Source organism: uncultured Ruthenibacterium sp., assembly GCF_963558415.1.
Taxonomy (GTDB): domain Bacteria; phylum Bacillota; class Clostridia; order Oscillospirales; family Ruminococcaceae; genus Ruthenibacterium.
Window position 1 is genome coordinate 12878 of the sequence record NZ_CAUWGY010000007.1, and the last position, 22916, is coordinate 35793.

At 48.0% G+C, this 22916-nt stretch carries 25 protein-coding genes; 16 read left to right on the forward strand and 9 right to left on the reverse strand.

From position 1 onward, the window contains the following. The first annotated feature begins 15 nt into the window (after positions 1–15). The 12 genes from AB5H98_RS02215 (at position 16) to AB5H98_RS02270 (ending at position 10780) form a co-directional block, all read left to right on the forward strand. Complete coding sequence (locus AB5H98_RS02215) at positions 16–381, forward strand: GntR family transcriptional regulator (RefSeq protein WP_367924281.1); 366 nt, start codon at positions 16–18, stop codon at positions 379–381. 4 nt (positions 382–385) lie between these two features. Continuing rightward, positions 386–1084, forward strand: coding sequence for an ABC transporter ATP-binding protein (locus AB5H98_RS02220; RefSeq protein WP_367924282.1), 699 nt, complete (start codon positions 386–388; stop codon positions 1082–1084). After that, the gene (locus AB5H98_RS02225; protein ID WP_367924283.1) at positions 1078–1881 is read left to right on the forward strand and encodes a hypothetical protein; all 804 of its coding nucleotides are present in this window, start codon (positions 1078–1080) and stop codon (positions 1879–1881) included. Before AB5H98_RS02220 ends, AB5H98_RS02225 begins: the two co-directional genes overlap by 7 nt. A gap of 17 nt (positions 1882–1898) precedes the next feature. After that, complete coding sequence (locus AB5H98_RS02230) at positions 1899–2111, forward strand: zinc ribbon domain-containing protein (protein ID WP_367924284.1); 213 nt, start codon at positions 1899–1901, stop codon at positions 2109–2111. A gap of 141 nt (positions 2112–2252) precedes the next feature. Continuing rightward, positions 2253–2909 carry a response regulator transcription factor gene (locus tag AB5H98_RS02235; protein ID WP_367924285.1) on the forward strand — a complete coding sequence of 219 codons (657 nt, stop codon included), beginning with the start codon at positions 2253–2255 and terminating at the stop codon, positions 2907–2909. A gap of 4 nt (positions 2910–2913) precedes the next feature. Beyond that, the gene (locus AB5H98_RS02240) at positions 2914–4338 is read left to right on the forward strand and encodes a sensor histidine kinase (RefSeq protein WP_367924286.1); all 1425 of its coding nucleotides are present in this window, start codon (positions 2914–2916) and stop codon (positions 4336–4338) included. Next, complete coding sequence (locus AB5H98_RS02245) at positions 4338–5177, forward strand: hypothetical protein (protein ID WP_367924287.1); 840 nt, start codon at positions 4338–4340, stop codon at positions 5175–5177. Before AB5H98_RS02240 ends, AB5H98_RS02245 begins: the two co-directional genes overlap by 1 nt. Positions 5178–5291: 114 nt before the next feature. Then, positions 5292–6425 carry a cysteine desulfurase family protein gene (locus tag AB5H98_RS02250; RefSeq protein ID WP_367924288.1) on the forward strand — a complete coding sequence of 378 codons (1134 nt, stop codon included), beginning with the start codon at positions 5292–5294 and terminating at the stop codon, positions 6423–6425. Positions 6426–6441: 16 nt separating this feature from the next. Beyond that, positions 6442–7617: a tRNA uracil 4-sulfurtransferase ThiI gene (thiI, locus tag AB5H98_RS02255; protein ID WP_367924289.1), complete on the forward strand. Its 1176-nt coding sequence runs from the start codon at positions 6442–6444 to the stop codon at positions 7615–7617. An 18-nt stretch (positions 7618–7635) separates the two neighbouring features. After that, positions 7636–8955: a competence/damage-inducible protein A gene (locus tag AB5H98_RS02260; protein ID WP_367924290.1), complete on the forward strand. Its 1320-nt coding sequence runs from the start codon at positions 7636–7638 to the stop codon at positions 8953–8955. Positions 8956–8976: 21 nt separating this feature from the next. Beyond that, a complete protein-coding gene (locus AB5H98_RS02265) occupies positions 8977–10026 on the forward strand; it encodes a hypothetical protein (RefSeq protein ID WP_367924291.1) in 1050 nt (349 codons plus the stop codon). A 43-nt stretch (positions 10027–10069) separates the two neighbouring features. Beyond that, complete coding sequence (locus AB5H98_RS02270; RefSeq protein ID WP_367924292.1) at positions 10070–10780, forward strand: gamma-glutamyl-gamma-aminobutyrate hydrolase family protein; 711 nt, start codon at positions 10070–10072, stop codon at positions 10778–10780. A gap of 144 nt (positions 10781–10924) precedes the next feature. Here AB5H98_RS02270 and AB5H98_RS02275 read toward each other — a convergent pair whose 3' ends face one another. Both AB5H98_RS02275 and AB5H98_RS02280 read right to left on the reverse strand, forming a co-directional pair. Beyond that, entirely contained in the window at positions 10925–11521 is a 597-nt protein-coding gene (locus AB5H98_RS02275; RefSeq protein WP_367924293.1) for a class I SAM-dependent methyltransferase, read from the reverse strand. Between the two features lie 18 nt (positions 11522–11539). After that, on the reverse strand, positions 11540–12067 hold the full coding sequence (locus tag AB5H98_RS02280) for an ECF transporter S component (protein WP_367924294.1): 528 nt from the start codon (positions 12065–12067) through the stop codon (positions 11540–11542). Positions 12068–12321: 254 nt separating this feature from the next. On the opposite strand from AB5H98_RS02280, the gene AB5H98_RS02285 reads away from it, so the two are divergent. Both AB5H98_RS02285 and AB5H98_RS02290 read left to right on the forward strand, forming a co-directional pair. After that, a complete protein-coding gene (locus AB5H98_RS02285; RefSeq protein WP_367924295.1) occupies positions 12322–13755 on the forward strand; it encodes a M20/M25/M40 family metallo-hydrolase in 1434 nt (477 codons plus the stop codon). A 27-nt stretch (positions 13756–13782) separates the two neighbouring features. Further along, entirely contained in the window at positions 13783–15015 is a 1233-nt protein-coding gene (locus AB5H98_RS02290; protein ID WP_367924296.1) for an aminopeptidase, read from the forward strand. A gap of 89 nt (positions 15016–15104) precedes the next feature. Here the strand turns inward: AB5H98_RS02290 and rpsI are convergent, their stop codons facing one another. Then, entirely contained in the window at positions 15105–15503 is a 399-nt protein-coding gene (gene rpsI / locus AB5H98_RS02295; RefSeq protein ID WP_367924297.1) for a 30S ribosomal protein S9, read from the reverse strand. Positions 15504–15518: 15 nt separating this feature from the next. Then, complete coding sequence (rplM, locus tag AB5H98_RS02300) at positions 15519–15947, reverse strand: 50S ribosomal protein L13 (protein ID WP_367924298.1); 429 nt, start codon at positions 15945–15947, stop codon at positions 15519–15521. Between the two features lie 301 nt (positions 15948–16248). Between rplM and alr the strand changes: the two genes are divergently transcribed. Both alr and AB5H98_RS02310 read left to right on the forward strand, forming a co-directional pair. Next, positions 16249–17421 (forward strand): alanine racemase, encoded by a 1173-nt coding sequence (gene alr, locus AB5H98_RS02305; protein WP_367924299.1) that lies wholly within the window; start codon positions 16249–16251, stop codon positions 17419–17421. A gap of 5 nt (positions 17422–17426) precedes the next feature. Beyond that, positions 17427–17966 (forward strand): cysteine hydrolase family protein, encoded by a 540-nt coding sequence (locus AB5H98_RS02310; protein ID WP_367924300.1) that lies wholly within the window; start codon positions 17427–17429, stop codon positions 17964–17966. Between the two features lie 44 nt (positions 17967–18010). Here AB5H98_RS02310 and rpiB read toward each other — a convergent pair whose 3' ends face one another. The 5 genes from rpiB to AB5H98_RS02335 all read right to left on the reverse strand — a co-directional run bounded on the left by rpiB (position 18011) and on the right by AB5H98_RS02335 (position 22760). Then, positions 18011–18475, reverse strand: a complete 465-nt coding sequence (gene rpiB / locus AB5H98_RS02315; protein ID WP_367924301.1) for a ribose 5-phosphate isomerase B — start codon at positions 18473–18475, stop codon at positions 18011–18013. A 68-nt stretch (positions 18476–18543) separates the two neighbouring features. Continuing rightward, on the reverse strand, positions 18544–19476 hold the full coding sequence (alsK, locus tag AB5H98_RS02320) for an allose kinase (protein WP_367924302.1): 933 nt from the start codon (positions 19474–19476) through the stop codon (positions 18544–18546). 16 nt (positions 19477–19492) lie between these two features. Then, the gene (gene alsE, locus AB5H98_RS02325) at positions 19493–20176 is read right to left on the reverse strand and encodes a D-allulose 6-phosphate 3-epimerase (protein ID WP_367924303.1); all 684 of its coding nucleotides are present in this window, start codon (positions 20174–20176) and stop codon (positions 19493–19495) included. 47 nt (positions 20177–20223) lie between these two features. Continuing rightward, a complete protein-coding gene (gene alsC / locus AB5H98_RS02330) occupies positions 20224–21198 on the reverse strand; it encodes a D-allose ABC transporter permease (protein WP_367924304.1) in 975 nt (324 codons plus the stop codon). A gap of 20 nt (positions 21199–21218) precedes the next feature. Next, on the reverse strand, positions 21219–22760 hold the full coding sequence (locus tag AB5H98_RS02335) for a sugar ABC transporter ATP-binding protein (protein ID WP_367924305.1): 1542 nt from the start codon (positions 22758–22760) through the stop codon (positions 21219–21221). Between the last annotated feature and the right edge of the window lie 156 nt (positions 22761–22916).

Below are 22916 nucleotides of genomic sequence, written 5' to 3' on the forward strand. Positions count from 1 at the left end.
AAAGGAGGCGAGGGGATGACGTGGAACATCCAGCCGGACCGACCAGTATATCTTCAGCTAATAGAACAACTGGAGTTGGCGTTGGTTACCGGCGAATACCCACCCGGTGCGCGGATGCCTGCAGTGCGGGAATTGGCAGCACAGGCGGGCGTCAACCCAAATACCATGCAAAGAGCGTTGCAGGAGCTAGAGATACGAGGCCTGGTTAATACGCAGCGTACGTCTGGTCGCACAGTTACGCAGGATGCGCAGATGCTTATAAAACTTCGAGAGAAAATGGCTCTGACACAGGTAGCCGCCTTTTGGGAAAATATGAAAAAGCTTGGTTTGTCGGGTGAGGAAATTGTCCAGATGATTCAGCGACAGGCGAAGGAGGAATGAAGAGATGGCTTATGCATTGGAATGTGAGGCTTTGAATAAACACTACGGTACCCGGGCGGCTTTGACAAATCTGACTGTTCATTTCCAACAGGGTCGGATCATTGGCTTGCTGGGACCCAATGGCTCTGGAAAGACGACCCTTTTGAAGTTGGCGGCAGGACTGTTGATGCCTACTGGTGGTGCAATTCGAGTGTATGGTCAGCAGCCCGGTGTAGCGACGAAGGGAATGACTGCTTACCTGCCAGATCGTTTGGCACTTCCATCTTATATGTACACAAGGGACGTAATGGCTTTTTATCAGGATTTCTTTATGGATTTTGACGCGGAAAAAGCCAAAAGTATGTTGGCGGATTTGGGAATAGGTGCTAAAGACAAAATTGGAGCTATGAGCAAAGGGACGCGAGAAAAGTTACAATTGGCGCTGACAATGAGCCGCGCAGCGCGTCTGTATCTTTTGGATGAACCCATTGGTGGAGTAGACCCCGCTGCTCGCGATTACATTTTAAATACAATCATCCGCAATTATAGTGAAGATGCCACGCTGATTTTGTCCACCCATTTAATTGGTGATATTGAAACGATTTTGGATGATGTAGTATTTTTGCAGAACGGTCAAATAAACTTGGTCCAAAGTGTGGACAGTGTGCGAGAGCAGTACGGAAAAAGTGTGGACGCAGTTTTCAGGGAGGTATTTCGATGCTGAGCAAATTGATTACGCATGAGGCCAAACGCATCGGGCGATTTTTGCTGCCAGTGTTTGGGGCGTTGCTGATTCTGACAGCACTTACTCGCGTGATGGAGGCAGTGTGCTTGGGATGGCAGGGGAGAGCGCCGTTGTGGCTTTCCATACCGACTGCCTTTTTATTGATAGGAACCCTTTTCTGTTCGATTTTCTTGACTGCTGCCTCATTTGGCCTTCCCGTTTTGCATTTTTATCGAATGTTAGGGCAAGAGGGCTATCTTTTGTTTTCTATCCCGGCTACCATTTCACAGCAAATTTGGTCGAAACTTTTGTCCGCTTGTGTATGGATGATTGCATCATTGGGTGTGTTTTTCGGTTGTCTTTGGGCGTTGGTTTTGCAACCCTTTGACATGATGGAACAAATAAAACTGGCAATGTTCTCTCAGTTGAATCAAAGCTGGATTGTTCTCTTTTTAATCATGTTAGTATTTTTGTTTATTTTGACTTTGGTCGGCAATTTCTTGTATGCGTATTCGTGTTGTGCTCTTGGGATGCAATTTGGCACAAATCGACTTCTTGCTACGCTGGTCCTCTATTTTGGAATTCCCGTTGTATTGCAGATCGTTGCTTTGATTGGAATTGTAATTACGGGTGCTATTTTAGCAGCTTGCGGTGTTTTTAGCACATTCGCCACAGCACAACCTGCTTCTCTGTGCGTTGCTTTTTTGGGGATTGTTACCATTGTCACAATACTTTGGGATGTGATATGCTATAAAATAACCTTATATCTTTTAAGTAAGCGTTTGAACTTGGTTTGAGGAAAGGAAGACTGAGCATGGAAACACGGCAGTATGTATGCCCTAAATGCGGCTGCACGAATTATGAAAGTGATCAATTTCAGGCTACAGGCGGTAATTTTGCAAAGTTGTTTGACATCCAAAACAAGAAATTTTATACAATAAGTTGTGCGCAATGTGGATATACCGAATTGTATAAAGCTGTAAACGACGAAGGTATGAATGTATTGGACTTTTTAATCGGTGGATAAACCCATAAACAGAACAGGACCTCATGGCGACTTACGGGTTGCCGTGGGGTTTTCTATGTTTTGAAGAAGTGAGAAAAATGAAACATTTTCGATACATTTGGACGTTATGCTTTTGATGAGAATGGAAAGGAGCATAATGTTATGAATCGCATTTTGATTGTGGAGGATGAGGTGGCTATTGCAAGACTCATTGAGATGAGTCTTGTACGTGCAGGCTATCAGTGCGAAATGGTGCATGATGGCCTGAAAGCCGCGGATAAAATTGAGCAGACGGATTATGATTTAGTACTTTTAGACATTATGCTTCCGGGTTTAGATGGATATGAGCTCTTAGAATATCTGCGTCCAATGGATACCTCTGTTATTTTTATTACGGCCAAGGGGACGCTGGGCGATCGTGTAAAGGGATTAAATTTGGGAGCAGATGATTATATCGTAAAGCCGTTTGAAGTGGAAGAGTTGGTAGCACGCGTGGAGAGTGTTCTGCGGCGTGCGGGAAAAGGTGGTGCGAAGCTGCAAGCCTTTGATGTCACGCTGGATACAATGGCGCGCACGGTGATGCAAGGGGGCATTGAAGTGGCACTTACTCCCCGCGAGTTTGATTTACTGGAGCAGTTGATGCGCAACCGGGGAGCGGCACTGTATCGGGATGTTTTGTTCAGTCGCGTGTGGGGGGGCGAGATGGACAGCGATACCCGCACATTGGATCTGCACATTCAGCGTTTGAGAAAAAAGTTGAATTGGCATCAAAAAATTAAAACGGTTTACAAAGTGGGCTATATGTTGGAAAAGGAGTGAACGCATGAAATTCGCGCAGAAATTGAGCTGCGCAATCGTTCTTTTGGTTGCGGCGTCATTTTCCGTAGGCGGATTTTTGCTTGTTTGGGCAAATTTTAATGATTCGCTAAATGAGGCTGAAGCGCAGGCGGAACGTTGGCATTTAATGCAATGCTATGCTTTGGAAAGCGATGTTTTGACACAAATGGCACAGGGCGTTGAAATTACGGATAAGGACATGCAAGAATCGGTTCAATCTTTGCCCAGTTATGAAAGCGAATATCTGGCCTCTAACTTTTTTATTCGTCTGTTGAGCGAGGATAAGCAAATTTATTCTGAGCTGGACCAGACGCAGGAAACCTGGTTCCCCCTTAAGGGTGGAGACAGTTCTTATGAATTGCAAAAAGAGAACGGACAGGTGTTCGTCCTTTTGCAAAATGAAATCAATACCCCAACAAGAACGTACTATTTGCAGAGCGTCAGCGACATCTCTGGAGTATTCTCTGCTCGGAATCGGCAACTTTGGCGACTGTGGCAAATGGAGGCGGTAACGCTGATATTGTGCTCTGGAGCGGCTGTTTTTTTCAGCAATCGAATGACGAGACCGTTGCGGGCACTGAGTGAAGCAAGTACGCGTATTGCACAAGGAGAATATAGTGCGCGCACAGGGGTGAGCACGGCGGATGAGATTGGCCAGGTGAGTCGAAACTTCGATGCAATGGCACAAGCAGTGCAGCAGAATGTGGACGAACTTGAAATGTCGGTACGCCAGCGAGAAGACTTTATGGGGGCCTTTTCTCATGAATTAAAAACGCCCATGACTGCCATTATCGGATATGCGGATACCTTGCGGAGTATGCAGGTCAGCCCGGAGCAACAACGGATGGCTGCGGATTATATTTTTTCGGAAGCCAAACGTGTAGAGTCTTTGAGTCGTAAGCTGTTGACGCTTTTAGGACTCTCTGAACAGACACCGGAATTGCATGAGGTTGTTTTGCAACAGGTGTTTCGTTCGGCATATGTTTCGCTTTTCCCAATAAGTGGGAGAATTAAGCTTTGTTTCCAAAAATCGGATGGTGTGATCGTGCGGGCAGATCCGGATTTGCTCACGGATCTTGTGTACAATTTGGTACACAATGCGCTGAAAGCGGAACCTAAGGATGGCCGGGTATATGCACTTTGGAAGGAAGAGGGAAACAAGGTGCGTATTACGGTGGTGGATAGAGGATGCGGTATTCCGGCCGACCAAATAAAACGAATCACGGAACCATTTTACATGGTAGATAAATCTCGTTCACGCAATCAAGGTGGCAGCGGAATGGGTCTTGCACTATGCAACGAAATTGCCCGTTTGCATGGGACAAAGCTTTATTTTGAAAGCGTAGAGGGAAAAGGAACAAAGGTAAGCTTTTTGCTTGACCGTGTCGATGTAAAAGAGGAGAGCGGGTAATGAAAAGAAAAAGTTGGACCAAACGACATCCTCGATGTGCGATACTTGCCACGGGCATTTTGGCGTTTGTCATTAGTGCGCTGCCGTTGCTTATTTTGCACTTGGCAGATATCCCTTTGTTTCAGGGGTCGCGTACCCGCGTGTGGCATAGTGCGGAAATTTTAAGAGCCGGGGACGAAGATTATTATCTGATTCGTGCTTTGCGGGAAAGAGAAAAACTGCAGACAGAAGGACCCGATGGTGATTTATATGTACAGGGCGGCGAGTTAGAGATGGAACCCTACGAGGGCGCTTCCCTGATATTTCGCTACGTAGAAGATTTGGTACAAGCCGGGGTATTTAGAGAAGAATGGATTGACTGGATTCCAATCAATCCGGATTTTGTATCGGCATGGATGGCTGACACAGTGGCTGAAAAAGATATTTCGTTTACCTATACAGGGGATACGGCTGGTTTTATTACGTTGAATGCGTTTGCGTTTGTGCCTTCATATGGGCTCGAGTACTATTATGCATCGGTGATTATTGAAAGCCGTACGGGGAAAGTAGTGTCCCTGAATCTTCCGATTTTTGGCGAAGTGTTTTCCGAAATGAGTCCAAAGGAAATGCTTGAAAAATACATAGATTATCTCGACCTTTCAGGTTTTGAGGATTGGGAAGAAGTAAATTACAATGTTGGAACGGTTGGTTCGGCTTTGTATTCCAAACAGGCACAGACAATTGTCGTGTGCAACAGTTATTCATACGAGGAAGAAAGCGGAATGAACAAGGTGGATCTTACAGTTTTTCCATTGGACCAGGAAATGCTGGAATGGCAGCTTGAAAGCTGGGGCGAATAGAATGGGCTTATAAAAGCGGGCGGGATTCTGCCCGCTTTTTCACTGGTTTTACATTGCCAAGAAATGTCGCGTGTAGTATAATTATTTTATATATTGTATTCTGGAGGCATATGCGTGCATTATCTTGACAACGCTGCAACAACGCGCGTGGATGACGCGGTGGCTGATATGGTTTACACTGTATTGCGGCAGCATTTTGCAAATCCTTCTTCTTTGTATGCGCCGGGTGCGCACAGCGAAATGGTAATCGATCAGGCTCGCCAGATTGTGGCAAATTCCCTGGGAGCAAAACCGGAAGAAATTTATTTTACCGCCAGTGGGACCGAAGCGGATAATATTGCTGTGTTCGGCGCTTGTAAAGCGCGGCGGGCGTGGGCGGACCATGTGGTGGTCACCGGCTATGAACACCCTGCGGTTCAAAATGCAGTGACTGCATTGGAGCGGGATGGTTGGCGTGTCAGTGTAGTGAATCCGGACAAAGAAGGACATATCACTGTGGACCAATTAGTCAAGGAGGTTTGTGCAAAAACAGCACTGGTTGCAGCTATGCACGTGAACAACGAAGTAGGTTCGGTGCTCGATGTGGCAGCCTTGGCGAAACTAGTCAAAGAAAAAAATAATCGTACGGCAGTCCATGTGGATGGTGTACAGGCCTGGTGCAAATTGCCCATTCGGTTGAACGCCACTCAAATTGACAGCTATGCGGTCTCCGGACACAAAATCCATGCACCTAAGGGTGTGGGAGCTCTGTATTTGCGCCGGGGTTACCATTTGGATAAGTTTTTGTATGGAGGTCACCAAGAGAAGGGAATGCGCCCTGGAACGGAAAATACAGCCTTCATCGCAGCATTGGGTTGCGCAGTAGAAAGGATCAATGCGGATCGGCAGCGCCGTGCCCGGGTGGAAGCGCTGGCTTCTCGCCTGTGGACGGGACTGGAGAACATTCCGGGAATTGTGCGTAATAGTCCTGCGGACGCAATGCCGGATGTGTGTAACTTCTCAGTAGAAAACATCAAAAGTGAGACGATGTTGCATTATTTGGAGGCAAAAGATATTTACGTTTCCAGTGGATCAGCTTGTTCTAAAGGGGAAGCCAGCCATACCCTTCAGGCCATGGGGTTGCCTCGGGAGCGAGTAGATACAGCGGTTCGCGTGTCATTCTGCGGGGACAATACACCAGAGGATGTAGACGCACTGCTCGAGGCACTGCGCTGCGGTGTTTCGGAAATCGCAAAAATCAGACGATGATGAGGAAGATTTATAGATGAAAGAAATTATTTTGGCCAATCAGGGCGAAATGGCACTGAAAGGGCTGAATCGGGCGACTTTTGAAAGCGTTCTCATGAAGACGATGCGACGCCGCTTGGCGAAAGTGGGCGATTTCAAAGTGTACCGTGCACAGTCCACCATGTATGCAGAACCGGCGGATGAAAATCAGGATATGGATTTGGCGTTTGATCGCCTTTCCAAAGTGTTTGGAATCGCGACCTTATCTCGAGCTGCTGTGTGCGAGAAGGACTTTGAAATTATCAAGCAGACGGCTGTGACTTATCTGCGTGACACATTGCGCAATGTAAAAACCTTCAAGGTCAGTGCAAAGCGTTCAGATAAGACTTTTCCGATGAATAGTATGGAACTTGGACGGGAATTGGGCGCTGCACTGCTGAGGGCTTACCCGCATCTGCGAGTAGATGTACACAATCCGCAAATCAATGTGATGGTGGAGATTCGTGACTTTGCAGCTTATGTGCATGGTGGCAAGCATCCAGGGGCGGGTGGTTTGCCCGTGTCTACTTCCGGCAAGGCTGCTTTGATGCTCTCTGGTGGTATCGACAGTCCGGTGGCAGGATATATGATGGCAAAACGCGGTTTATCATTGATTTGCGTGCATTTTGCCAGCCCACCTTACACCAGTGAGCGGGCTCGGCTGAAGGTCATGAAATTGGCCAAAGAGCTGACCCCTTGGACGGGAAATTTGAACGTATACGTTGTTCCCTATACCAAACCCCAAGAATATATACGTGATCATGCGCCGGCGGATTTGTTTACCGTGCTGATGCGGCGCAGCATGTTGCGCATTGCGAATATCCTGTGCAAGCAGGAAGATGCAAAAGCCATTATAACAGGAGAAAGCCTTGCACAAGTTGCCAGCCAGACTTTGATGGCGTTGGCTTGCACCGATGCTGCACAGGATTTGCCGATTTTGCGGCCCTGCATCGGTATGGATAAAACGGAGATCACTCACATCTCTCGCCAAATCGGTACCTATGAAACCAGCATTGAACCTTATGAAGATTGCTGTACGATTTTTACGCCGCCTCATCCGAAAACTAAGCCTACCTTGCAGGAAATTGAAATGGCCGAGGCGGGAATGCCCGACCTTTTGGAATTGGAGAAGCAAGCAGCTTGTCAGACGCCGCTGGAACACGTGAATTTGTAAACGAGAGAAGGACTCTTTTTGGAAGCAGAGATTATCGCTGTCGGTACGGAGCTTTTGCTCGGTGACATATTGAATACAAACGCTCAGTTTTTAAGCCGTGAATTGGCGGCATTGGGAATCAGCGTACACTATCAGACCGTTGTGGGAGACAATGCAGAACGCCTGGAAAATGTGGTCCACAGAGCACGTCAGCGCAGCGACCTTTTGATTTTTTCCGGTGGACTTGGCCCTACGGAGGATGATTTGACAAAACAGACCGTCGCAAAAGCTTATGGAGATGAGCTTCGGTTTGACGAGGAAGAGCTCAAGAAAATTCAAGGCTTCTTTCGAGCCTGGGGCCGCACGATGCCGGAGAACAATCGGCGGCAGGCGTATGTGCCAGTAAACGGTCGTAAAATTGAGAATCACAACGGCACGGCGCCAGGAATGATTTTTGAGGACACCCGTGAAAAGGGAAAATATGCGGTGCTTTTGCCCGGGCCGCCCAAAGAATTACAACCGATGTTTTTACAGACGGTGCGGCCGTGGCTTGCCTCAATGAGCGATAGTGTGTTGTACTCGTTGACTTTGCGAGTGATGGGAATCGGAGAGAGCCATCTTCAGGAAAAGATTGGGCATCTTTTGGAAAATCAGAATCCCACGGCTGCTTTGTATGCAAAAACTTCTGAGGTAGTGATACGTATTACCGCGAAGGCGAAAGATTTGCAGTCTGCTAAAGATTTGTGCAGCGAGTATGCCGATCGTTTTTACAAAATTTTGGGAGATTTCATTTATACGCAGACGGAGGATTCACTGGAAGAGACCGTGGTGCATATTCTGAAAGAAAAGGGCAAGAGCGTGGCTACTGCGGAAAGCTGTACAGGCGGTCTTTTGTCCGCTCGGATCACGGCGGTGCCAGGATCCAGCGAAGTATTTGAGTACGGCGCTTGTACTTACGCCAACCACGTAAAAGAACAAGTTTTGCATGTGAAACACGAGACGTTGGAGCAGTACGGAGCAGTTTCTCCCCAGGTTGCGGCGGAGATGGCGGAAGGTGTGCGTCGGGTATCCGGTGCGGATTTTGGTGTTGGAATCACCGGAATTGCAGGGCCGGGCGGTGGTACACCCGAAAAACCAGTGGGGCTCGTTTATGTGGCGGCTGCGTGTGCGGATACGACGTATGTGCAAAAGTTGGTCATCACCGGTCGCACACGCGAGATTGTGCGCCTTTCCTCTACACAGCGCGCTTTGGATATGATTCGTCGTCTTGCACTGCAACTTGAACAGCCGGGATGTCGTATGTTCCCCGCCGGGACGCCGGCGGATTTCCCCCAGGATGTCCAGATAAAGGATGTTTGATGAAAAGGAGGACCCAGTCGGATGCAAATGGAGAAAAATGTAGAAAAACAGTTGATTTTGCGTACGTTTGAGCCGGATATGAGCCAGTTAAAGGCGATGGCAAAGCAGCTTATGTCTATGCCCAATATAACGTTGAATTTGTACGGTCAAGCCGGAGAAGTGTTGATTGTGATTACTGCAAAGGCCATTGCTTCCGCAGCGGCTACGGAATTGACAGAAACAATCGCTGATCGTTTTGAACAAGTTTTGGGCGAGTCTGTTTACGGACGTGGAAAAGGCGGGCTGGCCTATTTCGCCGCTGGTGAACTCATTGAGAATGAAGCAAGTATTGTAGCGTCCGATTCGGCTACAGGAGCCTTGTTGGCAGAAGAGTTTTCCCACACCAAAAGAGGAAATACTGTATTTGATTTTGGCGATGTGAGCTATAATGATTCCCGTGTGATGGGAAAAATTAAGACCACGGCGGCGCGCAACTATGAGAAAGGCAACTTGTATCAAATGGCTGCGGCGCGTGCTGCGGCGGCTGCAAAGTGTTCCCGCTCCGAGTTTGGCGTTTCTATCACAGGCGGAAATGGAGGACAGCCGCTCTATCTTGCTGTGTTCTATAAAGGGTATGTTTATATGCGCAGTTTCAAAGCAGCTTCGGATGCTGGAAAGCATGCTGCATTGGCTGCATTGGATATCGTGCGACGGTTGGCGGCAAAGATTCCCGTGGAAAATGCCCGTGTTTTCAAGGCAAATACGGATTTTGATTGGGATGAACCATTGAGTCGAAAAAGTTCTCATAAGTCGGCAGGGCCTATTGTAGTTCTGATTATACTGTTGGCTGCGTTGGCAGGAACATGTTGGTATTTCTTTACGCATTTTAGTTTGGGCAGCGCGGACGGCGACGCTCTTGCAGTCGGAAATTCTTCTTCAGTATCAGAAAGCGTTTCGGTTCCGGATGCAGGCAATTCCGTTCAAACAGAGAGCGGTTCTTTGACGACAAGCACATCCACGCCTGCGTCTGCAAGTTCTTCATCGTTGCATACGGATGCAGATGGGAAAGTAAGACCTTTTGCAAATGATTGATTTTCGGGCGCGGTCGCTGCGCCGGTGAGGAGAGCAAAACAAAATGAAACCTGTGATTGGAATTGTAACAGGGCAGGCAAACGGTGTGGTGCCGCAGGTTGTCCTTTCCAGTGCGTATGTACGCGCAATAGAGCGGGCGGGAGGCCTTGCACTTTTGCTGCCTGTGTCGGCCGGAGCGGACAGTGAGGTGCTGGAGCAGTGGCTGACACTGTGCGGTGGTTTCTTGTTGTCAGGAGGCGGAGATGTGGCCCCTGCTTATTATGGACAGAGTCCTATTCCGCAAATTGGTGCCACCAGTCGGTTGCGGGATAGCGTAGAGATTTCTTTGTGCCGCGGTGCACAGCAGATGGGAAAGCCGGTTTTGGGCATTTGCCGCGGTGCGCAGGTTATGAATGTGGCTTTTGGCGGAACTTTATGGCAGGATATTCCGGCTCAGTGCCGAGGGTCAATTTGCCATACGCAAAGCCAGGAAAATCGAAGCGAGTTGTTCCATAGTATTGGCATTGCACCTGGAAGCATTCTGGCTGGAATCATGGGAAATACTCGTCAGGAATGTAATTCTTTTCATCATCAGGCAATTCGGGATGTGGCTGCTGGCTTTATGGCGGTTGCGCATGCTCCGGATGGAATTGTAGAAGCGGTGGAAGATGAGAAGGGATGTATGCTGGGCGTTCAATGGCATCCAGAAAACCTTGAAGCGCAGTTCCCGGTCCACGCGGCGTTGTTCCGTTGGCTTGTAGAAAAATCAAAATAGTAAAACTTCAAAAGGCCCCCTGATGCAATTTTTGCATCAGGGGGCCTTTTACAAGAAGAGAAAATGATGAACGAAGGGTCTGGCAAACCGAGTGTCCGTTTGTAATATAAGGTAACCTTAAAGTATACTATCATCAAGTCAATTTTATAGGCCGGTTGTTTTGACGCCTGAAATTACATAAAGGAAAGGTGTATCAATCAGAATATCCACATCAAACTGCTCTTTCCAAATCCGTGCTTCCTGTTCAGCAGTTCCTAAATGGGTCGATACCCGCTGTACCTGCGGGCTTTGGTGACGGGCGTCGATGGTTTTTCTTCCCTCACTATGCGCTACAAGAAAGCGGCCGCCGGTTTTTAGGCATTCCCAAACTTTTTTACACAGTGCGATTTTATTTGAAAAATGGGGATAGGCACTGTAAATAAAAGCAGTGTCAAAGCCAGTTTGAGAAAATTCAAGAATATCCTGGGCAAAAAGTTCCACATTGGGCAAAGGATATTTTTGACGCGCTACAGAAATCATACGATCCGAAAGGTCAACTCCTACTAAACGATGAGGTTTTCGGCGTAGTAAAACGTCAAACATAGCGCCGGTTCCGCAGGCAATATCGAGAATATTTTGGTCGGGCTGGATATCGGCCAAGGTTGCCAATGCTTCAAGTTTGGCCGGGTCATGATGGCAAATTTGGTCCCATTGTTCTGCACGACAATCAAAATATTCTTTTACGTGCTGTACGTCGTCCATAAAGATCTCCTTCCATGGTTACATTGCAGGCCGAGGTCCATTGATCGCCCCGGATTTTTGCAAGGCCACTACAAGAAGGGGCACAACTACCAATTGAAGGACGATTCCAGGAAGGGCCGTTACAAAAGAAGCCGCCACAAAAGCGCTCAAACCATAAGGTTTTCCTGCAATGCCCATAAAAAATGCGTTGGCGAGTCCCGATACGACGCGCCCACCCAGCATTGCGCCAATCAGAGAGGGATACAATGGTGCACGAACGCGGTGATATAAAAGACCTGTCAGAATGCCATAGGCACACAATTCCAACATCATGGCCGGTGCAGTGGGAAAAAGAGGTGGCATTCCAGTCAAAAGGGAAGAAATCAACGGTACAAGAAGACCACAAGCTCCCCCATATTGCCACCCGCATACAAGACCGCAAATTAAAACCGGAATGTGCATGGGCAGAAATACCGTTCCAGCGCCAATCATGTGAAAAGCGCTTGGTAGTACTAATCCGAGAGCAAAACAAAGAGCGGCGAGAATCAATTTTTTAGTTTTGGTCATATTTTTTCCTCCTGTTTACAAAACAAAAAGACCAAGAAACACTTTTCCCGCTTCATGCGGAAAAGTCTTCCGGGTCTTTGTTTTAATCGTTTATTAAGTCGCCGCCTTCATGGCATGCATTCTTTTTATAATATACCATGTTTTTCCAAAAAAGACAAGGTTTTAAAAGACGAAAACGATTTTCTGACAAGGCGTGCATAAAAAGGCGGGTTGTGGTATGATAAAGACAATTCCTGCAGGAAAGGACGAGAGATATGATTGCATTGATTCTTCTCGCAGTACTGTTGATATGGGTGGCAATTCTGGTCGTTCGAGCGGCTGCCTGTAAACCGGTGGAACCGGATTATGGTCCGGATCCGGGGGCAGACATCAATCTGGATAAAGCCGCTGAACATCTTGCACAGTTGGTCAAAATTCCTACCGTGTCAAATTATGATGAGAGTAAGGTGGATTTTTCCCAATTTCAGAAATTTCGCGAAAAACTGAAACAGTTGTATCCGAAAGTACATAAGCTGTGCAATCCGGTACTGTGTGGAAATACGGGACTTTTGTTCCATTGGAAAGGCGCGTCCGATTTAGAGCCCACGGTTCTAATGGCGCATTACGATGTAGTTCCGGTGACTGAGGAAGCTTGGGAGCATCCTCCTTTTTGCGGACAAGTGTTTGATGGAGAACTTTGGGGACGCGGAACGCTGGATACCAAAATTACTTTGATGGGAATTTTGGAGGCGGCAGAGCATTTGATTGAGCAGGGATTTGTGCCGCAAAATGATATTTGGTTTGCGTTTGCCGGAGATGAAGAGGTGTCCGGCCACGGTGCAACGGATATCATCGCTTATTTAAAGGAGAAAGGCGTAAAACCCGCGATGGTCGTAGACGAAGGTGGCGCCGTGGTTGAAGGAGTTTTTCCAGGTGTGACCCGTCCCATTGCAGTGGTTGGCATCGGAGAAAAAGGCATGATGAATGTAGAACTGCGCGCAGTCAGCGAGGGTGGACACGCCAGTCATCCCACTCGGCCTTCTGCGGTGGGCGCCATGAGTCGTGCAGTGGCGCGTCTAGAGGCGCATCCAATGAAAGCCGTACTGACAAAGCCGGTATATGGCTTGTTCCAAACAATGGCCCCTCATGCACCTTTTGCTCTTCGTGTGGTACTGAATAACTTGTGGTGCTTTGGCGGATTGTTGTGCCTACTGGCTGAAAAGCTGGGTGGTGAGGTCAACGCCATGATGCGTACTACATTTGCATTTACCATGGCCCAAGGTTCCAAACAAATCAATGTTATGCCAAACCAAGCAGTAGCCGGTGTGAATGTAAGATTGGTCAATGTTGATACACCGGAAAGTGTAAAGACGTATATGGAAAAGGTTATTGGAGACCCACATGTCTCTGTTTGCGTAACGCATGCCCAGTCGGCCACGCCTTATGCTTCTACAGACAATGCCCATTGGCACAAACTGTCTGCGGCCATTGCGCACACCTGGAAAGGCTGTTTGGTTTCGCCTTATTTGATGATTGCATGTTCGGATAGTCGCCATTATACTGGTTTTTGTGACGATGTATATAAGTTTAGTGCCATGCAACTAAGCACTGCCCAGCGAGGGCTGATTCACAATGACAACGAACGCATACCGGTACAAGAAATTGCCCGTACGGTTGCATTTTTTGTTCGTTTAGAGCAGACACTGTAAAGAGAAGAAATGAAAGGAAGAAATAAGATGGACCAAGAATTACTACGGCAGTATGCTGCCTTTGCGGTGCGTGTAGGAGTCAATCCTCAGCACGGACAGACGTTGATTATCAGCGCCCCCATCGAAGGAGCTGATTTTGTGCGTTTATGTGCTCAAGAGGCATATGATGTGGGCGTGCGCGAGGTAGTGGTGAAATACGATGATGAAAAATTGAATCGTATTCGCATGGAGCGCACAGAATTGAATGTTTTGACAGATGTGAAACCCTATATTTTGCGTAGTTATTTGGATTATGCGGACAGCGAGGGTGGCGCATGCATTCTGAATGTAATCGCTTCGGATCCGGAAATTTATAAAGGATTGGATGCGGAAAAAATCAATCGTGTTTCGGCAGCCCGCAGAGAGGCCTTGAAACAATGGCGTGAAAAGACTTTGAAGGATGAAGTACAGTGGAGTATCGTAGCAATTCCAAGTGCTGCTTGGGCTGCTAAGATTTTTCCTGGTCAGCCGGATGCAGAGGAAAAGCTGTGGCAGGCGATCTTTGATGTGTGTCGTGTGAAAAAGGGAGCAGATGTAGTAGCTGCTTGGAAAGAACATGTGACGAAAACCATAGCGAGAAAAGATAGACTAAACGCGTTGCAATTGGAGAGCATTCGCCTTCAAAGTAACAATGGAACAGATTTGACAGTAGGACTGGCGGAAGGGCATGTTTGGGAGGGCGCCCAAAGTACGACTCCCAATGGATATACTTTCATCGCCAATATTCCAACGGAAGAAGTATTTACAGCTCCCCATCGCGAGAAAGTGAACGGTGTGGTGTATGGTACAAAACCCTACGTTTATAATGGAAACTTGATTGAGAACTTTTGGGTCCGTTTTGAGAACGGTCTAATCGTGGAGCACCACGCTGAAAAAGGTGAAGAACTTTTGACCAAGTTACTGGATACGGATCCAGGTGCACGCCGCATTGGCGAGATTGCTCTGGTACCCGCTTCTAGCCCAATTAATCAAAGCGGCCTGCTGTTCTACAACACTCTCTTTGACGAGAATGCGGCCTGTCATATTGCGTTCGGCCAGGGATACCCAGGCACCGTACAAGGTGGAAACAATATGACGCAGGAAGAATTGTTGCGCTGTGGTGTCAACGAGAGCTTAGTGCATGAGGACGTAATGGTAGGCGCCCCGGATATGACCATTACCGGCATCACCAAGAATGGCGAGACAGTACGTATTTTTGAAAATGGAGAATGGGCTTTTTAAAAAATGCCGGAAGGAATTTCCTTCCGGCATTTTTTAAAAAAGAGCACCCACAAAGTGGGTGCTCTTGAATTGGATGCGCAATAATCCAATTAGCGCTTGGAGAACTGGGGAGCGCGACGAGCGGCTTTGAGGCCGTACTTCTTACGCTCTTTCATACGCGGATCACGAGTCAGGAAGCCTGCTTTTTTCAGCTCCGGACGCAGATTCTCATCGTATACCAGCAAAGCACGGGACAAACCATGGCGGATAGCGCCAGCCTGTCCAGAAACACCGCCGCCGGAAACGCGGACAACGATGTCAAATTTGCTCTCAAGACCGGTCAGAGCCAAAGGCTGACGAACGATCAGCTTCAAGGTCTCCAGACCAAAATAGTCGTCGATATCGCGGTCATTGATGGTGATTTTGCCAGTGCCGTTGTATACACGAACACGGGCAACAGAGTTTTTACGGCGACCAGTGCCGTAGAAATAAGATTTTGTCTCGTACATCTCGTTTGCCTCCTGTTACAGTGTATAAGCTTCGGGCTTCTGAGCAGCGTGGCCGTGCTCGCTGCCTTTGTACACGCGCAGGCGTTTCAGCGCGCTGGCACCCAGAGAGTTGCCGGGCAGCATGCCTTTTACAGCCAACATCATGGCCTTTTCAGGATTCTCGGCCATCAGGGTACGGTATTGAACGGCTTTCATGCCGCCAATCCAACCACTGTGATGATAGTAATACTTTTTGGTCAGTTTGCTGCCAGTCAAAACTGCCTGATCGCAGTTGATGATGACAACATGGTCGCCACAGTCCACATTCGGGGTGAAGGTGACCTTATTCTTGCCGCGCAGAAGAACAGCAGCAGTAGCAGCGGTACGGCCGAGGGGTTTTCCAGCGGCGTCGATCACATACCACTTGCGGTCAACTTTGCCGGCTTTTGCAAGAGTCGTGCTCATGTGTAGATCCTCCTAAATTTGTCTCGAAACAGATATAAAAAACCTGTTTTTGAAATCGTGCAGATATGATTATAGCGAAAAGAATCGTTCGCGTCAATACCTTTTTCTCATTTTTTTAATTTATCATTTTTAATCTCTTTAAATCTCTCGAATTCTCTTGTTTTCTCGTGAATACTCACATGCGATTTTAAAAAAACGACAGGGTTTTGTTTGCCTTGCCCGCACGGCTGTGCTACTATATATAAGGTATGTATTTTGAAACGATAAAGAAAGTTTCAAATTCCGATAAGGTGGTTTTGATATGGATTTTGATAGACGCTGCTGGGCTGAGGTGGATCTTGGCGCACTGCGCAAAAATTATCATCTGGTGAAGGAAAAGGCCGGCGACGCGGCAGTCATGGCCGTGGTAAAAGCGGATGCTTATGGACATGGGGATGTAGCGGTGGCCACGCTTTTAGACGAAGAAGGCGCGGACCGATTTGCAGTATCCGGATTTGAAGAGGCTGTGCGTCTTCGTAGGACTGGCATGGCAAAGCCGATTCTGATTTTGGGATACACCGGAGCGCACAATGCGGCGGCATTGGCCGTCAATGACATTATGCAGACGGTTTTTTCTCTGGAATATGCGCAAGAACTTTCGCGTGCCGCACAGAAAGCAGGTGTGACGGTTAATGTGCATCTGAAAGTGGATACTGGTATGGGGCGCATCGGTTTTACGGCCCGCGATGATTTGGATGCAGCCATTTCAGAAATGAATGAGGTGTGTGGGATGCCGGGCCTCGCTGTGAGTGGGATTTTTACACACTTTGCAGTAGCAGACAGCACGTTGCCCGAGGATATAGCCTATACCAAGGCACAATACAATGTGTTCCAGCAGGTAATTCAGGCTTTGAAAGAGCGGGGTCATCGCATTGCAGTTGCTCATTGCTGTAATTCAGCGGGTACTTTTGCTTGGCCGGAGTATCATCTGGACATGGTTCGTCCGGGGATTATTTTATACGGTTGCGATCCTTCGTCGGAGGTACGGTTGCCGGGACTGGTGCCTGCTATGAAGTTGAAAGCAGTTGTGTCAATGGTTAAGAATTTGTCCCAGGGTGATAAAGTAAGTTACGGATGTACCTTCACCGCGGAAAAACCCATGCGTGTAGCTACTTTGCCGGTGGGATACGCAGACGGATATCCCCGGGTGATGTCAAATCGGGGAATTGTGTCTTTGCATGGAAAACCAGCCCGTGTTTTGGGCCGTGTGTGCATGGACCAAATGATGGTGGATGTGACCGAGATTCCCGATGTGAAAGCAGGGGATGAAGCAGTGATTTTTGGGGACGGAGTTGCACACAGTGTAGATGATATTGCAGCCGCCGCGGATACTGTAAACTACGAAATTCTTTGCGACATCGGGCGCAGAGTGCCCAGGGTCTATGTGGAAAACGGCAGAGAGGTAGATTTTGTCAATTACCTGGAAGGGGAATGATCCGGATGAAAAGACTGCTTGTGGTTGTGGATTATCAAAATGATTTTGTGACAGGAGCCCTTGGAAATCCGGCGGCAAAGGCGCTTGAAAATGGTATTGTGCAGAAAGTAAAAGAATATGAGAGCAATGGCGGCTATGTTCTGTTTACGCGAGATACTCATCCAGAAGAGTATCTCAAGACAAGAGAAGGGCAATTTCTGCCGGTACCCCATTGCATTCGTGGCTCGGATGGTTGGCATTTGTACGGTGCTCTGCACGGTTACGAGAGCGGCGTACACAAGAATGTGATGGTAGTGGATAAGCCGACTTTTGGATGCGCTGCATTGCCCGGACAGGTACTGACACTTTGTGGAGGAGCGCCCGACGAGATTGCAGTTTGCGGCGTCGTCACCGATATTTGTGTTATATCCAATGCGATTTTACTTCATAGCCACTTTCTGGATGCATCGATTGGCATTTTCGGTTCTTTATGTGCGGCGGTAACCGATGAGAATCACCAACGTGCATTGGAGCTTTTGGCCGGTATGGGTTATAGAATTCTTTAAAATAAAAAAGGCCCGCGGAATGTGTTTCCGCGGGCCTTCTCTTTTTATTGTTCAGCCGCTTCCAGATGACCAGTATTTTCAATTTCTGCAATCATATCGATACGGACCTGATGGCGACCGCCTTCGTATTTTGCATTCAGCCATTCGTCTACAATCATCTTTGCAGTTTCCACACCGATGACACGAGCACCAAAGGCAATAATATTGCTATTATTGTGCTGTTTAGACAGCTTAGCGGAATAAGGTTCACTGCACACGCAGGCACGAATACCTTTTACCTTGTTAGCAGCCAGAGAAATTCCAACACCTGTTCCACAAATCAGAACGCCGCCATCCACTTCACCGGCGGCAACCAGTTTGGCAACCTTGTAGCCGCTGACCGGATAGTTGAAACGTTCAGTGCTGTTGGTGCCTACATCAATCACTTCGATTCCCTTTTCTTCAAGATAAGCTTTGATTTCTTTTTTCATTTCCACTGCTACGTGGTCATTTCCGATTGCAAGTTTCATGATTTTATGCCTCCTGTGAATTGGTCAAAAAGCCTGGCCCTTTTGTTGGAAAAGGGCCAGGTCCTTTTTTATAGATATTTTGGATCCGCCATCCGCTTATAAGCATAGATGGCAGCACCCACTGTGCCATTGGCTTGATTTGGACGCGAATAACGAATATCCAGATTGGCTTCCGGATAGGGTTTACGTGCATAACGATGAATGGCAGTCTCGAGTAATTCGCGCGGGAATCCTTCCATTTGAAGAAGTCCGCCGCCGAGCACTACACAGTCCGGATCAAACAAATTGACCTCGGTAGCCACCGCTTGCCCCATGCCTTCCACGAACTCTTTGATAATGTTGGAATCCAAGTGATCGGCAAAAATTTTCTTAATAGAAGTCTCCGGGAAATGATCCGCTTGAATTTGTTCCAACGCTACACCGGAAACTACGGTTTCAAGACAACTCATGTTTCCGCATTTACAGATTTTTTTGTTTCCATATACGGGCAAATGACCCAGCTCAGCAGCTACGCCATTGCGGCCCAACATGATCTTTCCGTTGACGAGCACGGCATTGCCAATGCCGGTTCCAAAATAGATACCTGCTACGCAGTCACAATCGGTTAAACCGAGATCCACAAGGTCAAACAGGAGAAGGTCGTTGACGTCCCGGTTGATATAAACCGGAATGCCAAGAGCATTTCCCAGTTCTTCCACCACTGCGTAGTTATCCGGAATGCACGCGATGTTTGGCGTCTGCACCACAATTGTGCGGTCACGGTTGATGGTGGAAGGGAATCCGATGGAAACAGCCAATGGCATTTTGCCATCCAGATGACGCGCACAATAATCGCGGATGCATTCTGCCAGTTTCTGCGTAGGATGCTCCACTCCGACAAATACACTTTGTGTACTCAGTCGTTCAAACGCGGTCATGTTTTGTTTCCCGTCCACCAGCGCGAAGCGCATGTTCGTGCCGCCAATGTCGATGCCGAGCACAAGACGCTCAGATGCACTCATGGTGTCCTCCCCCTTTTTACGCTTTTACGCCGGTTTCTTCCTCAAACTGCGCTTTCATTTTATCACATGCGGTTTGAAGATCCGCATCCAGAGAGAACAGACCGGAAGAGCCGAGAATAAACACATCGGCTCCGGCATCGTGCAGACGTTTGAACGTCTTTTTGTTGCACGAACCGTCAATCATGATTTTGTAGTGCCAGCCGTTTTCCTCACGAAGCCGTTTTGCCTCTGCGATTTTATCCAGAACTTCTGTAATAAATGGTTGACCGGCAAAGCCTACATCCACCGTCATCAAAGTAAGTACATCAATGCGATTCAGATAATGTTTGCAATAGGAGAGGGGAGTAGCAGGATTCAAGGTGACACCCACCTGGCATCCAGCATCGCGAATACGATTCAAAGTACGGAAGCAATCCGTGTTGATCGTTTCCGCATGGGGGCTGATCATCGCTGCGCCAGCCGCGGCGCAAGCGTCGATCCAGTCATTGGGATTGGTGGTCATCAGATGAACATCCATAGGCTTTTTAGCAACACGGGCACAAGCCTTCATGAAGTCCGGGCTAAGGGTAATATTTTTGCAGTAATGGCCGTCCATAATGTCAATGTGATAACCATCCACATTTTGGTCCAAAACCTCAATTTGATGTTTGATGTCCAAAAAATCCATGCACATCAAGCTGACAGAAAATTCGGGTTTCATATACAATTCCTCCTATCGGATTGGCCAGTGCCAAAAAACAGAGCCAATCAGTTTTTGCGGCTGGCGCCGAAGAAGCGGTCAAGTGTAACGGCCAGAATCAGCAGGCAACCCATAGCGAGCTGTTGATAGTAGCTGGAAACACCAACCATGTTCAAACCGTTGTTGATAACGCCAATGATTAAGCCGCCGATAACAACTTTGGGGATTTTACCAACGCCGCCGAAGAACGATGCACCGCCGATGATAACGGCCTCAATGGCGTAAGTTTCATAACCAGTACCTGCGTTAGGCTCAGCAGCCGCCAAACGAGCGATGTTGACCATACCAGCCAGAGCGGCACATACACCGGAAATGCAGAAGGCCAAAATGGTGTGTTTTTTAACAGTGATACCTGCGTACCAAGCGGACTGTGCATTTCCGCCCAAAGCATACAGGTTGCGGCCACACTGAAGTTTAGCAGTGAATACGGTCAGAATAGCAGCGGTGACCAGTGCCACCACGATGGGAACAGGGATGACATCAAACAGTTTGCCACCTACGACTTTTGAGAAAGAAGCGGGAAGTCCGGAGACTGCACGGGCATCTGTAATGATGTAAACAAGGCTTCGAAGGATGGCCTGTGTGCCCAATGTGATGATGAAAGGCGGAAGGCCAGTAGCGGTGACCAGAAAACCGTTCAAAAGACCAATCAGTGCACCAAAGATGATGACACCGATGAGAACAGCCAGCAGAGGATTCATGCCGGCGTTGGCCATCAATTGTGCGGTCAGAGCGCCGGAAAGAGCCATGGTGGAGCTTACGCTCAAATCGATACCGCCCAGCAAGATGGCGAAGAATTCACCCAAACCAAGCAGAATCGTAATGGAGCTCTGCTCGACGATTTTGATCAGGTTGGAACCTGTAAGGAAGCTATCCGGACGCAAAATACCAAACACAACGATCATAATCGCCAGAATGGTGATCGTACTGTAACGGTCCCAGTAATCAGTAAAAGTAAATTTCTTTTTCTCTAGCGTTTTCAATTTCCATTCCTCCCGTATGGTCACGCGGTTTCACCGACGGTAGCTTCGCCGGTGGCGGCTTTGGCAAGCTTCTCTTCTGTTGCATCTGCAATGTCGTACATAGCGGTAATGCGTCCATCCGCCATAACGGCGATGCGGTCGCACAAACCAAGGAGCTCCGGCATTTCGCTGGATACGACAATGACGCCGATTCCGCGATCAGCAAGACCGCGCATCAATTTGTAAATTTCACTCTTGGTGCCAACGTCAATGCCCTTTGTTGGTTCGTCAAAAATCAAAAGTTTTACATCGGCGGCCATCCATTTTCCCAGAATGACTTTTTGCTGGTTTCCGCCGGAAAGCTCTGCGGTCAATTGATCGAGAGAAGCGCATTTGATCTGGATTTCCATACGCTGCTTTTCTGCGATTTTCTTCTCAAGAGAATCGTTTGTGATTCCTCCCATGCCATCCAACGAAGAATTCTTCAACTGGTAAGCGATGGAGATGTTGCGTTTATTGCTAAAGTTTTGGAAGAAACCAGTCTCACGCCGGTTTTCCGTAACCAAACCAATCCCCTGACGAAGTGCATTGTACGGATTTTTGATATGAAGCTGTTTTCCATTTAACCAGATCTCGCCTGATGCCATGGGAGCTGCACCATAAATGGCGCACATGGTTTCACTGCGTCCCGCACCGACCAGTCCGGAGAAGCCAAGAATCTCACCTTTGCGAAGTGTGAAAGAAACATCCTTAGCGCGTCCGTCCTTTCGGGTGAGATGCTTACACTCAAACAGGACTTCTCCGAACTGGTAATTTTCTTCCGGAGCATGCTGGTATGTACCTTTGATTTCACGGCCAACCATCAGACGAATCATGTCATCGGTTGTAAGATCCGCTACTTGATAGGTACCGACATAACCGCCGTCCTTCATGATCGTGATGCGATCGCCAATTTCAGCAATCTCCGAAAGTTTGTGCGAGATAAAAACGACGCCTTTTCCTTCTTCTTTCAGTTGACGAATGATGGTGAAAAGTTTTTGCACCTCTTCCTCGGTCAGGGAAGACGTCGGTTCGTCCATAACAATCACTTTTGCGTTGAAAGCAACCGCTTTAGCGATCTCTACCATTTGCTTTTCACTGATGCTCAGATCGCCTACGCTGGTGGTCGGTTTGCGGTGTGACAGATTCACTTTTGCAAGAAGCTCTTCCGTCCGTTTGTTCATGGCCGCATAATCCACCATATGTGCGGGGCCGATTTTCTTACAGGGTAAGCGCCCCATAAAAATGTTTTCGCGAATGTCCAGCCAGTTTACAACGCTCAATTCCTGATAAATGATGCTGATACCGCCTTCCGCGGACAAATGCGGTGTAAGGCGTTTGTATTCTTTTCCGTTCAGAACAATGGTTCCTTCATCCGGGGTGTAGGCACCGCTCAGTACCTTCATCAAAGTGGATTTTCCGGCACCATTTTCGCCAAGCAGTACGTGGACCTCTCCGGGGCGCACATCAAAATTGATGTGATCCAGAGCAACCACGCCCGGAAAGCGCTTGGTGATTCCGTTCATTTGGACAATGGGCTCCATCGCGTCCTCCTCCTTCAAATATTTGTTGACCTGTGCCTTATCAGACGCTGTCAGCAAGATGAACATTCCGGATATGCCGCAGTGTGCATCGCTCACAGCATCTTCCCATTAAGGTTCCGACCATGCAGGCGCAGCCTGCATGGTCGGAGATAAAAG